Annotated in this window: 14 protein-coding genes and 1 tRNA gene; 4 read left to right on the top strand and 11 right to left on the bottom strand. The window is 27.3% G+C overall.

All coding sequences use genetic code 11. The annotated features are described in order from the left end of the window. Positions 1-91: 91 nt before the first annotated feature. The 5 genes from F1B92_RS03660 to secA form a co-directional block, all read right to left on the bottom strand. Positions 92-814, bottom strand: coding sequence for a YaaA family protein (locus tag F1B92_RS03660; protein WP_154570557.1), 723 nt, complete (start codon positions 812-814; stop codon positions 92-94). Between the two features lie 50 nt (positions 815-864). Further along, a tRNA-Leu gene (locus tag F1B92_RS03665) sits at positions 865-951 on the bottom strand. 90 nt (positions 952-1,041) lie between these two features. After that, the gene (locus tag F1B92_RS03670) at positions 1,042-1,743 is read right to left on the bottom strand and encodes a CPBP family glutamic-type intramembrane protease (RefSeq protein WP_154570558.1); all 702 of its coding nucleotides are present in this window, start codon (positions 1,741-1,743) and stop codon (positions 1,042-1,044) included. Positions 1,744-1,752: 9 nt separating this feature from the next. After that, positions 1,753-2,943, bottom strand: coding sequence for an ABC transporter permease (locus F1B92_RS03675; RefSeq protein WP_154570559.1), 1,191 nt, complete (start codon positions 2,941-2,943; stop codon positions 1,753-1,755). Next, the gene (gene secA / locus F1B92_RS03680) at positions 2,944-5,544 is read right to left on the bottom strand and encodes a preprotein translocase subunit SecA (RefSeq protein WP_154570560.1); all 2,601 of its coding nucleotides are present in this window, start codon (positions 5,542-5,544) and stop codon (positions 2,944-2,946) included. 87 nt (positions 5,545-5,631) lie between these two features. Here secA and lolA point away from each other — a divergent pair, with 87 nt between their 5' ends. Next, a complete protein-coding gene (gene lolA, locus F1B92_RS03685) occupies positions 5,632-6,153 on the top strand; it encodes a LolA-like outer membrane lipoprotein chaperone (protein WP_154570561.1) in 522 nt (173 codons plus the stop codon). A gap of 10 nt (positions 6,154-6,163) precedes the next feature. Here lolA and F1B92_RS03690 read toward each other — a convergent pair whose 3' ends face one another. The 4 genes from F1B92_RS03690 to F1B92_RS03705 are packed head-to-tail and all read right to left on the bottom strand — an operon-like array spanning position 6,164 to position 10,646. Continuing rightward, complete coding sequence (locus F1B92_RS03690; protein WP_154570562.1) at positions 6,164-7,504, bottom strand: ATP-dependent DNA helicase; 1,341 nt, start codon at positions 7,502-7,504, stop codon at positions 6,164-6,166. Then, on the bottom strand, positions 7,501-8,082 hold the full coding sequence (locus F1B92_RS03695) for an NUDIX domain-containing protein (RefSeq protein WP_229770904.1): 582 nt from the start codon (positions 8,080-8,082) through the stop codon (positions 7,501-7,503). Before F1B92_RS03695 ends, F1B92_RS03690 begins: the two co-directional genes overlap by 4 nt. Beyond that, positions 8,079-9,461, bottom strand: coding sequence for a magnesium transporter (gene mgtE / locus F1B92_RS03700; RefSeq protein ID WP_154570564.1), 1,383 nt, complete (start codon positions 9,459-9,461; stop codon positions 8,079-8,081). Before mgtE ends, F1B92_RS03695 begins: the two co-directional genes overlap by 4 nt. 9 nt (positions 9,462-9,470) lie before the next feature. Next, positions 9,471-10,646, bottom strand: a complete 1,176-nt coding sequence (locus F1B92_RS03705) for a peptidoglycan DD-metalloendopeptidase family protein (RefSeq protein WP_154570565.1) — start codon at positions 10,644-10,646, stop codon at positions 9,471-9,473. A 136-nt stretch (positions 10,647-10,782) separates the two neighbouring features. On the opposite strand from F1B92_RS03705, the gene F1B92_RS03710 reads away from it, so the two are divergent. The 3 genes from F1B92_RS03710 (at position 10,783) to F1B92_RS03720 (ending at position 13,768) form a co-directional block, all read left to right on the top strand. Then, positions 10,783-11,505 (top strand): plasminogen-binding N-terminal domain-containing protein, encoded by a 723-nt coding sequence (locus F1B92_RS03710; RefSeq protein ID WP_154570566.1) that lies wholly within the window; start codon positions 10,783-10,785, stop codon positions 11,503-11,505. 4 nt (positions 11,506-11,509) lie between these two features. Further along, positions 11,510-12,889 carry an FAD-linked oxidase C-terminal domain-containing protein gene (locus tag F1B92_RS03715; RefSeq protein ID WP_154570567.1) on the top strand — a complete coding sequence of 460 codons (1,380 nt, stop codon included), beginning with the start codon at positions 11,510-11,512 and terminating at the stop codon, positions 12,887-12,889. A gap of 81 nt (positions 12,890-12,970) precedes the next feature. Further along, the gene (locus F1B92_RS03720; protein ID WP_154570568.1) at positions 12,971-13,768 is read left to right on the top strand and encodes a YihY family inner membrane protein; all 798 of its coding nucleotides are present in this window, start codon (positions 12,971-12,973) and stop codon (positions 13,766-13,768) included. Here F1B92_RS03720 and F1B92_RS03725 read toward each other — a convergent pair. Beyond that, positions 13,758-14,813, bottom strand: a complete 1,056-nt coding sequence (locus tag F1B92_RS03725) for a CapA family protein (RefSeq protein WP_229770905.1) — start codon at positions 14,811-14,813, stop codon at positions 13,758-13,760. The two genes, F1B92_RS03720 and F1B92_RS03725, sit on opposite strands and share 11 nt — an antisense overlap. Beyond that, a complete protein-coding gene (locus F1B92_RS03730; RefSeq protein WP_154570569.1) occupies positions 14,810-16,072 on the bottom strand; it encodes a ComEC/Rec2 family competence protein in 1,263 nt (420 codons plus the stop codon). Before F1B92_RS03730 ends, F1B92_RS03725 begins: the two co-directional genes overlap by 4 nt. Between the last annotated feature and the right edge of the window lie 13 nt (positions 16,073-16,085).

Genomic DNA, 16,085 nt, shown 5'->3' on the forward strand with positions numbered 1-16,085 from the left:
CAATACTTTAGCGATTAAATTTCAAAAATTTAATAAAAAAATGCTAAATTTTATAATTATTTCGTTTTTGAATGAAAAATATGAGTTAAATCTAGATTATTTCAAAATTTATCTCTGTTTTATTTTTAATCTCTTTTATATCAATTAATTTTAGATTATGAAAATTTAAATTTAAAAAATCATCCACTGATTTTATTTGATGCAAGGCTACTGTATTTAAAATAATTCCTCTATAATGTTTTGCAAAATGACTTACAATTTTACCATTTTTTATAAATTTTAGAGTTATAAGATTTTTACTTGGTCTATAAAATTTATCGTAGAAATTGGCTCTTAAATCCAAAATATCATCATCTAAATAACTATCTAAAATTTTTTTTAACTCAGCACTGTAAAATTTATCAATTTTAAAATCACCCAAATTTTCGCCTTGTTTGAGTTTATAATCAGGTAAAATATCATTAGCTCTAACAACTCCAAATAAATTTGAAAATATAAGAGTATTTTGATCTATATAATTTTGACTGTCTTTATTTAAATTTCTATAATCAAGACTTTTAAATGCTACGCCATCATATCTTAAAATAGCTTTTATGCCAACATTTTGTTGAAAGCTATTTTTATAATAATTTATTAAATTTTGATTTTTTGTGCCAAAAATTTTTGTTAAATCATACGAGGTTTTAATGAAATTTTCATATTTGTCTAAAACAAATTTTCTATTTAAATTTGGAAAAATCAAGCTGTCTATACTAAATCTATCGCTCCCTAAGATGCTACTTTTTGCTTCACTTGGAGAAAATAAAATTTTCATTTAAAACCTTTTAAATTTTTAAAATCATATAATATATTAAAAACATTTAGTGGTGCCCAGGGTCGGAATCGAACCGACACGGAGTTGCCTCCGCCAGATTTTGAGTCTGGTGCGTCTACCAATTTCACCACCTGGGCTTGATATTAGTTTGAGATTTGTATTCTATCTAAAAAATATTAAATTTAGTTTAAAATATAAAAATTATTTTGAAATTTTTATATTTAAATTTAATCAAAAATAGATAAAAACTGCCAAAAATAAGAAGTAGAAATTCCTATCATATCGCCTATTGCATGAGCTATAAAAAATGGAACGAGATTTTTTATGTATTTGTGGAAAATATATACAAATGCACCAAAGAAAAACCCAATCTCTAAAGCAGTTATCATCCCTTGATAAGTATGAAAGCTAAATCTTATTAAAAGTCCATAAAATAGTGCGTAAGGTAGGAATTTTTTATCTACAAGCAGGCAAATTCCAAGAAAAAATATCTCTTCATAAAATCCATTTACAATAGAAAATAAAATAATAGAACTATCAAAATTTATTAAAATATCTGTATCTACATCGTCTAAATTTTCATAAAAGCCTATCATTAAAATAGAGCACAAATCCATCAAAAAAGCTAGAATAATAAAAAGTAATATCCCTAAAAATACAGATTTGATATTAAATTTTATTTTTTCAAAAAGCACCAAAAAGTCAAAATTTCTAAATTTTAAATATAAAAATGTAATCATTAAAAAGAAAATTTCAGTTAAAATAGTCAAGTAATTTTGCGATGATGAAAAATCTAAATTATCATTTAAACTTACAGCACCTGTTTTTAACCCGAAATATCCAATAGCTGAGCTATAGATAAAAAATGAAAACATTATCATTGATATGATTACAACATCAAACCATTTTAAAACTTGTAGTTTTTGCATAAATTTCCTTTATTCGTTTCTTAAAGTTGATAAAACATCAACTTGAGTTGATTTTTTAGCTGGATAGTATGATGAAAGCGTTACTACTATAAAAGAGCCAATGATGATTGAAATTAAATCAAATTTTGAAAGCTCCATTGGCAGTTTCGAGCTACCATAAACATCAGCAGGTAAATTTACAATATCAAAACTACCAAGTATCCAAACCCCTAAAATTCCCATTATAAGCCCAAAAACCATTCCTCCACCACCAATCACCATCCCAATGTAAAAAAACACTTTTTTTACTTCACTTTTTGAAGCCCCTAAACTTAAGAGTAGGGCAATCTCTTGACGTCTATTCATAACCGTCATTAAAAGCGAGCTTATTATATTTAAGCTTGCAACTAAAATTATAAGCATTAAAACTATAAATAATGCTCTTTTTTCCAAAGCTAAAGCTGAAAAGAAATTACCATTTTGTTCCCACCAGCCAACAGCAACCAACCTGTCTGGAAGCACGGCATTAATTTTATCTTTATCTTTAAATGGATCTTTTGAATAAATGTGAATTCCATCAAATTTACCATTTTTATAACCTAAAATTTTAGCCAAATCATTAATATTTGCATATATATAGCTCTTATCATAGGCTATTAATCCCGATGAAAAACTGCTTTTTACTTCAAATCTCTTCATTTTGGGCATTAAAGAAAATCCAGCTGCGTCATTTTTTGCAAAAAGCAAAGTGATTTTATCGCCATCTTTTATAAGAAATTCATCCTTCAAACCTTTACCGATTAAAATTCCAAAATTGTCTAAATTTATATTTTTTGCACCATCTTTAACAACACTATTTATCTCTTTTTCATCATCTAAATTTACACCAAATATCATACCGCCTTCAAGTTTATTTGTGTTTTTAATAATAACTTGAGAACTAATAAATGGGCTAAATTTTATATCTTTAAAATTTGCTTTTAAATTTTGCAAATCTTCTTTTGAAACACCTTCTTTAAAAGGGCTAAGAATGGTTATTGGATAGTTCATAGTAAAAAGTTTTCTTTCAAATTCTTTATCAAAACCATTCATAATAGCCATAGCTATAATTAAAACAGCCACACCTATACTAACACCTAAAAAAGCTAAAATCGCACAAAGACTTATAAAGGGTTGAGTTTTATCAAATCTTAGATATTTAAAAACTAAATATTTTACCATTTAATTTGCAAAAGCTCCTTTTTTTGGACCACTTTTTCCACAACAATCTTTATATTTTTTACCGCTTTCGCAAGGGCAAGGTTCATTTCTTTTTGGTTTTTTATTTTGCGTTATTTTATTATTTTTTTGAGATAAATTTTGATGTGATTCATCTTTTTGATTGTTATTTTCTGGGTAATTTTGCATATTATTTATATCTTCATTAGTTTGAAATCTTATAGCTTGCAATGTTTTTATGCTATCTATTTTTAAGCGATTAACTAACTCTATAAAAAGATTATAGCTTTCTTTTTTGTATTCTGTTAATGGATCTTTTTGATTATATCCACGAAGACCAATACCTGTTTTTAATATATCCATTTGATAAAGATGTTCTCTCCAATCTCTATCTAAAATTTGCAGATAAATTTGTTTTTCTATAGTTTTTTTGTATTCTTTATCTAAAATACTCATTTTATCGTTGTAATTTTGTTTTAATGTATTAAAAATAAAATCTTTTAAATCTTCATAATCTTTTTTTAAATCATCTATTTGAAATTTGTATCCAGTTTCTTGATAGATTATATTAATAAGTCCTTCTAAATTAAAATCTTGAGATATTTTTCCGTTAAAAATTTCAACACTATCTAAAAGATAAACAACATAATCTTGCATATTTGATTCAATCTTTTGGCTTAAATCAAAATTTGGATCTAAAAGTTCGTTTCTATATTTGTATATCGTTTTTCTCTGTTCATTTGCAATATCATCATATTCAAGAATATATTTTCTACTCTCAAAATGAAGACTTTCTACCTTTTTTTGTGCATTCTCAACAGCTCTTGTAACCATCTTGCTTTCAATACTTTCACCTTCTTTTATTCCTAGTCTTTCCATTATTGATTTGATCTTATCGCTACCAAAAATTCTAAGCAAATTATCTTCCAAACTTAAAAAAAATCTACTCTCTCCTGGATCGCCTTGTCTGCCGGATCTACCACGCAATTGATTATCAATTCTTCTACTTTCGTGTCTTTCTGTTCCTATAATATAAAGTCCTCCAAGATTTTTTATATCATCATTTATCTTAATATCGACCCCGCGTCCAGCCATATTTGTAGCAACAGTTACAGCACCTTTTCTGCCAGCTTCTGCAATAATTTCTGCTTCTTTTTCGTGATTTTTAGCATTTAAAACTGAGTGAGGAATTTTTGCCTCTTTTAAAAGTCTATGTAAAACTTCGCTTTTTTCAATAGAAGCAGTTCCAACTAAAACAGGTTGTCCATTTTTATTTGCTTTTTGAATTTCTTCAATCACTGCATTAAATTTTTCTCTTTCTGTTTTATAGATTAAGTCGTTTTGATCTTTTCTTTGAATAGGTAAATTTGTAGGTATTGAGATCACATCAAGATTATAAATTTGACTAAATTCTGCTGCTTCTGTTTGAGCAGTTCCAGTCATTCCAGCTAATTTTTTATATAATCTAAAATAGTTTTGAAATGTTATATCAGCTAGAGTTTGGCTTTCTTCTTGAATTTTAACCCCTTCTTTTGCTTCAAGTGCTTGATGAAGACCTTCGCTAAAACGCCTTCCTTCGCTTAACCTTCCTGTAAATTCATCCACTATTACAACCTCATTATCTTTAACTACATAATGAACATCTTTTTCAAAAAGATAGTTTGCTTTTAAAGCCTGATCTAAATAGTGGCTTAAAACAGCATTTTCAAGACTATATAAATTATCTACACCAAAAAGCTTTTCTGCTTTTGTTATGCCAGCTTCTGTTGGAATTACAGTTCTATTCTTTTCATCTATTATAAAATCTCCTGTTGGTTTTGCATCTTTATCTAGTATATTTTCAGGGGCTTTTCCTTTTTTAAGTTGCAGAGCTACTTCATTTGCTTTTATATACCCATCCAATGTTTTATTTGTTGGTCCAGAGATGATTAAAGGAGTTCTTGCTTCGTCTATTAAAATGCTATCAACTTCATCTACTATTACAAAATTATGAGATCTTTGGACTTTATCTTCTAACCTAAATTTCATATTGTCTCTTAAATAATCAAATCCAAATTCATTATTTGTGCCATAAGTTATATCAGAGTTGTAGGCTGCTTTTCTTTTTGCATCATCATACTCTCCACCAACTATAACTCCTACGCTAAAGCCCAAAAATTCATACAAGGCACCCATTTCTTTAGCATCTCTTTTAGCTAAGTAATCATTAACAGTTACTACATGCACGCCTTTTTTAGTCATTGCATTTAAAATAACAGGAAGGGTTGCAACCAAAGTTTTACCTTCTCCTGTTTTCATCTCAGCTATATTACCATCATGAAGCACCATTCCGCCAATTAACTGAACGTCAAAATGACGCATATTTAAAACTCTTTTGCTTGATTCTCTAACGATCGCAAATACTTCAAATAACACATCATCTAAGCTTTTTTCACCATTTATAACGCTATTTTGCAAATTTAAGAAATATTGCTTTAAATCATCATCATTTAAAGACTCAAATTTTGATTCTAAGGCGTTTATTTGTGCAACTTTTTTTGCGTATTGCTTAACTAAACGATCATTTCTTGTCCCAAAAATTTTACCAACTACATTTTTTAACATTAAAATACCTTAAAAATAATTTTCTTATTATTTTATCATACATTAAATTAAACTTGCTATAATTTTTTGCAGTTTTAAGGATAAAAAATGAAAAAAATGAAATTCATATCTCTATTTTTGATATTTTTTTTAAATTTTGCTTTTTGTTATGAGTTAGAGTTTAAAACTTTAAGTGCAGATTTTATACAAACTATTAAAAATAAAGATAGCAAAATAATATATAGCGGAAATTTTTTTGCTACAAATAGTGCTGCGTTTTGGAGTTATAAAACGCCAAATTTAAAAGATATTTATTTTAATAAAACGCAAGTTGTAGTTATTGAGCCAGAATTAGAGCAAGTTATATTAACAAATTTAAAAGATATACCAAATTTAATTAAAGTGCTAAAAAATGCTAAAAAATTAAAGCCAAATTTATACTCTGCAAATTTCAATGATATCTTATATAAGATTGAATTAAAAGACTCTTTGCTATATAAGATTGATTATAAAGATAATTTAGACAATGAGGTTGAAATTGTTTTTAGCGAAGTTAAAAAAGATGAAAATTTAAACCAAGATCTTTTTTTGCCTAAAATTCCAGATGGTTTTGACATCATAATGCAATAATTTTTTAAATTTAATCAAGATATATAAAAGTTTGGTTATTATAAAATTCTCTAACTTCTTGATTTGCTTTTATAACCTTGTTTAAATATGAATAAAAATTCTCTTTTCTATTATAAATAATTTCAAATTTTTTTGGATCTATGGCTCTTGAAAGGGCTACATATAATTGTCCATCGGCAAAAATATTATTTAAATCACAGCTTAAATTTTCAATACTCATACTTTGCGATTTATGGATAGTTATTCCATAAGCTAAACGTAAAGGAAATTGATAAAAACTAGCTATAATTTTATATTTAAGCTCATTTTCGTGGGTTATAAATTCTCCAAAATCATAAGCCTGAGGCTCAACTTTTATTATATCTTCATTTAATTTTTTAATTTTTATATAAATTATCTCATCGTTTTCTTTTTCTATGTCTATAATTTCACCTTGTTCGCCATTGAAAAAAGAGTTAAGATTGTTTGCGTTTTTATATTTATTGATGGTAAAAATCACTTTAGCACCTATTTTAAACTCAAAAATATTTAAAACATTTAAATTTGATAGCCATTTTGATATTTTGTGATCATTTTCTTCGATTTCAGGATCAAAAAATTCATAATGTCCATAATATTTTTCTAGTTTTGAATTTATTTTTGAAAGCATTGTTTTATTTAAATCATCCGCTTCTTTATTTCTTCCAAAAAGAACTGTTTTTTCAAAATCAGGCATTAATTTTGTCTTTATAAATTTACTAAAATATTTATAAACTGATGAATTGATATCTTGAGTACGTATTTTGTTTAAAAAATAATAAAATTTTAAATCTTTTGTTCGTTTTGACTTTTTAAATTCAACATTTGTAAATTTAAAATTATCCCACGCAAATGATGAAAAAGCATATTTTTTATAAAATAAATTTGAATTTTGATTATCTTTTTTGGTGATCGGCGGCAGTTGATAAAAATCACCTACTACCATAATTCTTCCATTATAATTTAAACTTGATAATCTATAATATACAAGCTCAAAAACATCACACGAAATCATAGAAATTTCATCTATAATAATCAAATCCGTCATTCTTAAAATTTCATTTAGTTTTTTTAACTTTTCTTTTATTGTTCTACTTCTATCATACTCTTTTAACTCATCAAAATTCTTGCAAATTCCAAGACATAAAAATGAGTGTAGAGTAACACCTCCAATATTTACTGCACTAATTCCAGTACTTCCAAGGCAAATAACACCTTTATTAAAATTTCTATAATGCTCTATAATCTCTTTTGTCGCATAGCTTTTTCCAACACCGCCACCGCCTGTTAAAAACAAATTTGATGTTTCTAAAATCTCAATTAATTTTTTCATAGCCTAAATCCAAATTTATCAAACCACCACATAAAACAATACCCCAAACTAGCAGGTTTTATATAATCATCATCATTTAAAAATTCTCTTGCATTTTCTATCGGTAAATAAAAAAGCTCAATCTCTTCACCATCTATTCCACCGCCTTTGCCAATTTTCATACTATCATCTATTTGTGCATAAAAAAAAGTTTGTTTTGTAGCAGAAGTACCAAGTGCTGAGTGAAAGGTTGCTATTTTTTCTAAATTTTTTACACAAAATCCAGTCTCTTCTAAAATTTCTTCTATAGCAGTTTCTTTTTCACTTAAATTTTTATCCATCAATCCAGAACATAACTCATATGTGTAGCCTAAATTTTTTGATGAAATGTTATTTTTGATTTGTTTATATAAAAGAGGAATTCTAATTTGTTTTACAAGCAAGAATGATTTTTTATTTTCATCATATAAAAGAGTAGAAACGCTATCGTGAATTTCAGCGTATTCCCAAGAAATTTCTTTGCCATTTTTTATTAAATTTATATTATAAAGCTTTATGTATTTTGATTTTTTAATCTCATTTATCCTTAAATTTATCATAGAAGTATCCAAGTTGCAAGCCCTAAAAAGCTAAAAAATCCTATAATATCAGTAGCAGTTGTTAAAAGCACAGATGAGCCAACGGCTGGATCGATATTAAATTTTTTCAAAGTTAATGGTATAAAAGTGCCAAAAAGCCCCGAAAAGCCTAAATTTATAAGCATAGCCATCGCTATTACTATCCCTAAAAGTGGTGTTTTAAACCATATAAAAGACACAATTCCTACAATTAAAGCAAAAAATAGTCCATTGACCAATGAAATTCCTATTTCTCGCTTTATAACCTTTTTTGCATCGCCAAATTCTATCTCGCCTAAAGCCAATCTTCGAACAGTTACTGTTAGTGCTTGAGTCCCTGTATTTCCGCCCATAGAAGCAACTATTGGCATTAAAATTGCTAGAGCTACGTAAGTTTGAATTGTTTGATCAAAAATTCCAATTATTGCAGAACTTAAAAAAGCAGTAAATAAATTTATTAAAAGCCAAAAAGCTCTTGACTTGCTAGCTTTAATGATACTTTCATCTTCATATTCGGCGTCATCATCAACTCCCACTAGATTATAAATTTGCTCTGTAGCACTCTCTTGGATAAACTCATGTATATCATCTGTTGTAATTCTTCCAACTAAAACCCCTTTGCTATCAACTATCGGTAAAACAGATAAATCAAACTCATGAAATTTTGCAACAACATCTTCGATTGGATCATTATCGTGTGCAAAAATGGCTTTAAATTTATCCTCTTTATTTTTTTTTACTACATCTTTTATTTTTAAAGAAAAATCATTTATAACTAGATCCGATAATGGTATGGCGTATTTTAAAACACCTTTTTCATCAACGGCAAAAAGTTTAAAAATATGCTCAATCTCATCGCTTTCTTTTAGAAGTTTTAAATTTTGAATGCTTTGATGGATACTATCGTTTAAATTTGCTTTAAAAAGCTCGATTTGCATATATGCACCAGCTTCGTCATCATCGTAATTTGAAAGCTTTAAAATATCTTTTTTATCATTATCATCAAGTTCATCAAAAATGATTTTTGCTTTATCTTCATCTATTTCTTGGATATGCTCTAATAACTCAAGTTGCTCATCACTTTCTAGCTCTTTTGTGACATTTACTAGTTTGTCATTTGGTATTATCGTAAGTAAATCTTTTAGGATATGCTCAGGCATATCTGTGGCTGAATATACAAGACTTTGAACATCTAATCTACTTAGATAACTAAAATACTCTTCTTCATTATTTTTTTTAAGAACCCTTAAACAATCTGCTACATCAACCCCACTTAATTCATCATTATTTTTATCATTTATATGATTATTAAGTAGCTCTTTTGCTCTTTTTATTTCATCATTTAAAATTTCATTAATCATAAATTTACCCTATAAATCCATTACGTCGTTAAATTTTATATTTTTATCTGGATTGTTAAAACCGCCTAGTGCTTTTTGTAGAATTTGATTTTCTTTTTTTACATAGTCATCAAATTTTTTCTTTTCTTTTATGAATTTACCATCTTTTTCTTTATATACTACTTTTTCAAAATCAATTGCTTTATTGTTTTTATAAAGCCCTAAATGAAGATGTGGTCCAGAACTTAATCCAGTAGTTCCAACATACGCTATAACTTCACCCTGTTTTACCTTTTGTCCTTTTTTTAAACCTTTTACAAAACCCTTTGTGTGTGCATAAAGCGTTTTATATCCATTTATATGCTGTATCTCAACAGTATTTCCATATCCGCCCTTTTTGCCTAGAAATATAACCCTACCATCCCCAGCAGCTTTAATAGGTGTTCCTTTTGGTGCAGCATAATCAGTACCAAGATGAGCTCTATAAATTTTAAGTACAGGATGGAAGCGTTTTGGTTGAAATTTAGATGACACTCTAGCACCGTAAATTGGTAGCTTAAATAGAAAATTTTCAGACATTTTTCCATTTTGATCATAGTATTTTGAATCATAATAATAAAGATAATAGCTCTCTCCACGATCTTCAATCATCCCTGATAAGATTAATGGTCTAAGATATGGTCTTGATTGTCTATATTTTTGTTTATAGTGGATTGCTATTTGATCGCCTTTTTGGAGTTTTGAAAAATTTGCTCCTGATTGTTTTGTGAAGATATTTGAAAATTCATTTGCTAAAGCATCATCGCTTAAAGCTTTTGTGATATCAGAGTGAGGGTTTTTTTCGATAGAAACTCCTAAAATATGCTCCCTCTCTTCATATATTATAGGAGAAAAAGATAGTTCAAAATTATCATTTTTATCTCTAAGGATATGAATTTGTAACTCATCACTTATTGGTATTAAAATTTGTTCTATATTAGAATTATCTTCTTGTATTAAAACTTCACACATTGTTCCAGCAACTATTTCTGCTGTTAATTCTTTATCTTCGGGGCTTAGATTATAGTAAAGAGACAAAGGGATGTTTGAATTTTCAAGAAATTTTAGAAAACTAACTCCGCTTTCCCACTCAAATTTATTCATTTTAAATCCGCTAGAATACGCATTCATAAATATAAAAACAAATAAAATAATTTTTTTTATCATAAATTTCCTTGCTATGATTTAAATAAAATTATATATTTTACTATATTTTGCTTTATTTAAAAGTAAATTTAAAAGTTTTTATAAAAATTAACCAAATTTTAGTATAATTTTGATGATTATTTTTTAAGGAGTTGTTTTGAGACATATTTTAGTTTTTTTATCTATATTTTTAGTTACTTTAAGTGCTAGTTCTAGTTTTAATCCAAAAACGTATGAAACGCCTTTAATTAATGTTAATGATGGCGAGGGAGAAATTATAGATAGTGCAAATATAGTGTTAGGAAGTAGCGGGGTTGTTACTCATTCGTTTAAAAATGGCGAGAGTTCGATTATTGCAAGAGCTGTTGTTACTCAAAAAAACGGTACAACAGCAAAAGTTAGATTTGAAGTTTTTGGAATGCTTTCTCAACCAGCCCTTCCTGTACCAGGAATTTTACCAAAAGTGGGAGATAAAGTGATTTTGAATTTTTTATACGATAGAGCTTTGATTGTGGTGCCAAATAAAGAAATTTATGATCAAGTGGTTAAATTTTTTCCTCACATAACTTTTATAGAGCCAGATATTATGGGAGCATTTTTGAGTATGAATAATAAGCCAAATCCTAACAGGGATGATTTTAGAGAGCTTTGTGCGTTAAATTCCGCTGGTCTTATTTTCATCGCAATGGATAAAGAGGCTGTTTTTGCTGATTGTGGAAGCTTTGAAATTTTAAAGAAATTTCAAAGCGGCGAAGTATCGTATTATCAAACTCCATTTTATAGCAATATAAAAGAAATTTCTACTGTATTTTGGAAATTTGATAGTGCTTATATTAAAGACTATAATGAACATTATAGATATTTATTAGATTTGGAGTAGTAAATTGAAAGCTGTTGATATTTCGTTTTTTCAAAATCTTCTTGGAAAAGATAACGCTTATTTTGATGAAGCTCATAAATTAGCTTATTCTTATGATGCAACAAGAAAAAAATTTCGTCCCGATGGCGTACTTTTTCCTAGAAACGAAGAAGATGTTAGTAAAATTTTAAAATATTGTAATGATAATTTAATTACAATCATTCCAAGAGGTGCTGGAAGTGGCTTTACTGGGGGAGCTTTGGCGATTAATGGCGGAGTGATTTTAAGTTTTGAAAAACATATGAATAAAATTTTAGAAATCGACCTTGAAAATATGGTTGCAGTTGTTCAGCCAGGCGTTATTAATATAGATTTGCAAAAAGCAGTTGAAGAAAAAGGGTTATTTTATCCACCAGATCCTGCTAGTATGAATTACTCAACAATTGGTGGAAATGTAAGTGAAAATGCTGGTGGAATGAGAGCGGCAAAATATGGAATCACAAAAGATTATGTAATGGCTTTACGTGCTGTTTTACCTAATGGCGATATAATAAGAGCTGGAAAGCGAACTATAAAAGATGTTGCTGGATATAATATTGCAGGAATTTTGATTGCAAGTGAGGGAAGTCTTGGAATAATAACCGAAATCACGCTTAAATTATTATCAAAACCAAAACTAAAAAAAACAGCAATGGGTGTTTTTGATAGCGTAAATAGTGCAATGAATGCTGTTTATAAAACTTTAGCAAGCGGAGTAAATCCTGTAGCGATGGAATTTTTAGATAATCTTAGCATTAAGGCTGTTGAAAATCAATATAAAAAAGGCTTACCAACTAATGCAGGAGCCATTTTGATTAGCGATGTTGATGGTGATGTAATGGAAGCATTAAACAGTGATTTAGAGATAATTGAAAAAGTTTTTAAAGAAAACAAAGCGATTGAATTTGTTGTGGCAAAAGATGAAAAAGAGAGTGCAAATTTATGGTTTGCAAGAAGAAATTGCTCGCAAGCTATTACTGTTTATGGCTCTTTGAAAATTAACGAAGATATCACTGTTCCAAGAGCAAAGCTTCCTGAATTATTAGAAAAAATAGATGAAATTTCTAAAAAATATGATATAAAAATTCCTTGTTTTGGTCATACTGGTGATGGTAATGTCCATACAAATGTAATGGTTGATAAAAATGATGAAAATGCTGTAAAAAAGGGCTATGCTGCAATTGAAGAAATTTTTAAAATAACAGTTGATTTAGGCGGGACTTTAAGCGGCGAGCATGGAATTGGAATTTCAAAAGCTCCTTATATGAATTTAGCTTTTAGTGATGAAGAGATGAATTTATTTAGACAAATAAAAAAAGCTTTTGATCCAAATAATATTTTAAACCCTTATAAAATGGGACTTTGAGCATATTTTTAGAGATTTAAGTTTGAGATTAAAATTATTGTGTATTTTGGATGAAATTTGTAAATCAAAAGAGAGACGGTTATGTTAAATTTAAAGCAAATTTATAAAAAACTAAAGGTTTTAGCTAATTATTTTTATGATAAAGAGCTTTTGAATCACGCAGCAAGCCTTAGTTATCATACTATTTTATCTTTTATACCAGTTTTGTTACTATCTTTATCTATATTCACTCAACTTCCTAGCTTTAAAGAGCATTATGAAAAGATGAAAAATTTTATTTTTTCAAATTTGCTTCCATCTCATCAAGATACCATTACTGAATATATCGAGCAATTTTTATCAAATAGTGTAAATTTAGGTATTTTAGGCTTTATTGCTATCATAGTTACAACTATTATGTTTTTTGATAACTACAAATACGTCGTAAATAAAATTCTAAATTTAAAACCAAATGGATTTTGGAAAGATTTTAGCAAATATTGGACTTTAATAACTCTTGCTCCTTTAGGGCTTGGACTTTCATTTTTTCTATCAACAAAATTTCAAGATTTACTAAACCAAAGCGAACTTACTAGCTGGATAAATATTGTAGCACTTTTGCCGTATTTTATTATTTGGGCGATATTTTGCCTTACATATATCATTTCAGCAGATAATATTTTGCTTAAAAATATAATAATTAGCTCATTTATTACGAGTTTAATTTGGAATTTTTCTAAATTTATATTTATCAAATACGCTTTTTATAATAAAACATATTTGAGTATATATGGCTCTTTTAGCGTGCTTTTATTCTTTTTTGTTTGGATTTATATAGGTTGGATTGTGTTTTTGTATGGTTTTAAAATTTGCATTTATTTAGAAAATACTAAAAATTAAGAGCCTTTTTTGTCATTTGATAGGCTTGATTGGCTCTATTTTTTGGATCTTTTGCTAAAAAATTTATTGAAGTTTCTTTTTCTAAAATATCTTTTGCTAAAAAAACCTTAACGACTTTTTTGCCATCTTCAAAAACAGGATTTACCCAAAGTGGATGAAAGAATATATCTGATATAGTTGTTTTGTTTTGATTTTTTGAAATTATAATTTCAAATGCTACACTTTGTTCTGTTTTTATATTTTGCATTGTTTCAAGTCGTTGATTTGATATGAAATTTCCACACGAAAATGCGATAAAGCCTATATGATCTTTAGATTTATGCCATAATATTTCTTGAACTACATGAGGATGATTTCCTATAACGATATCTGCACCAAATTCAACCATTTTTTTAGCTAATTTTTTTTGAAATTCACTTGCTTTGCTTTTATATTCAGCTCCCCAATGTGGATAGATTATTATAAAATCGGCCCCATTTTCTTTTGCAAAATTTATATCATTTTGAATTTGCTTTTCATCTAAAAAATTTATTAGCTCTTTTTCGCCTGCATTTAGTGAATTTTCAAGTCCATTATATCCATACGAATAAGAAAAAAGAGCGATTTTGATACCTTTTACTTCTACAATTTTACTTTTTTCATATCCTGTTCCAAATGATATTAAACCAGCATTTTTGATAGCATTAGTTGTTGTGATTATGCCTTTTATCGATGTATCTAGGGCGTGATTATTTGCAGTACTTAATGCATCAAAGCCAGCATCTTTTAAATTTTTAAATACAATTGGCGGAGTGTTGAAAGTCGGATAACCAGAAAATGATCGATTTATATTTGAACTGCTTTCAAAATTTCCAATCACAAAATCACCACTTTTTAGAAATTTTTCAATTTCACTAAAACTATCTGAAAAATCATAGTAGTTTTTATCGTATTTTGCAGATTTTAGTTGCGGACTATGAAACATTATATCGCCAACAGCAATTATCTTTACAACTTGAGATTGCAAATTTATGACTAAAAATAGAGTTAAAATATATTTTTTCAAAATAGATCCTTTATAAATATTACAGGAAAAATTCCAACAATAGCTGGAATTATAGCTAAAATTTTATATCTTATACCTAAAAGAGCTATTAAATTTACTAAATAAAAAAGCCAAGCAGGTATTAAAATTTGATAAATCTCAATATCATAATTTAAAAATTTTAATAAAATATCATCAAATAAATACCCTAAATTTAATATATGCAAAATTACACTCAATGGATAAAAAATAACAAAAATGTATCCAATCAAAATAACCGATATTTGATATAAGCTAACACTACCAAAAAAATAATAAACAGGTATATTCATAGCAAAATAAACATAGAAATTAAATAAGATTAAATTTGTTGGTATGCTAAATTTATCTTTAAAATGGTGTAAATATAGATATATAAAATAAACTCCCATACAAGAAAAATAAAAACCTATTGAAAATAGCAGTTGAGGCATAAAAGCAACTCCTAACAATATCGTCAAAAACAGAGTCCAAAATGATAAAATTTTTAAATTTCTAACTAAAAATATAAATCCTAAAAACGCCATTATAAGGGATCTTAAAAAACTTGGTGTAAAATCTAGCAAAATTAGATAGTAAAACATTATTAAAAATCCAAACACGCTTATATCAAAATAACTGCTTCTATAAGGAAAATATCTAATTTGAAAAAATTTATAAATTGGTTTTAGTATTAAAAATAAAGTAGCAAAAATAATCCCTAAATGAAATCCACTTATAGAAACTATATGAGCTATTCCCCATTTTGTAACATCATCTCGAAGTTCTTTTGAAATCGGTGTTGCAAGATATAGTGTGGTGTATAGTTCTTGTATTTTGCTATTTTGGTGCTGAGATATGATTTTATCTATTAAAAAATCTTTAAAATTCAGTTTATTTTGTATAATTTTAGGATTATAGCTTGGCATATAAAATGATTTTTTTAAATACTCTTTAAATTTTATTTTATCAGTAATTACGCCTATTTTTATACTATCTCGAATTTTAAAATCAAACTCTTTTTTAAATGTCGTATAGAAGCTAAAATCTTTAGTTTTTAGTTTTAAAACACGATAAATTCTACCTTTTTTATTTGTTTTAAGATACGATCTTTCAACTTTTGCTTCAATGGTTTTAAATTTATCTTGCTTAAATTGTTTAAATTCATAATACTCAAAACCTAAATTTATAATAAAAACAGTAAAAATTATGGCTAGAAAGGTTAAAATTTCTTTATAACTATCAAAAACACTATATTTCATCTCGCTATTATAG

It is taken from the genome of Campylobacter portucalensis (assembly GCF_009690845.1).
GTDB classification, from domain to species: domain Bacteria; phylum Campylobacterota; class Campylobacteria; order Campylobacterales; family Campylobacteraceae; genus Campylobacter_B; species Campylobacter_B portucalensis.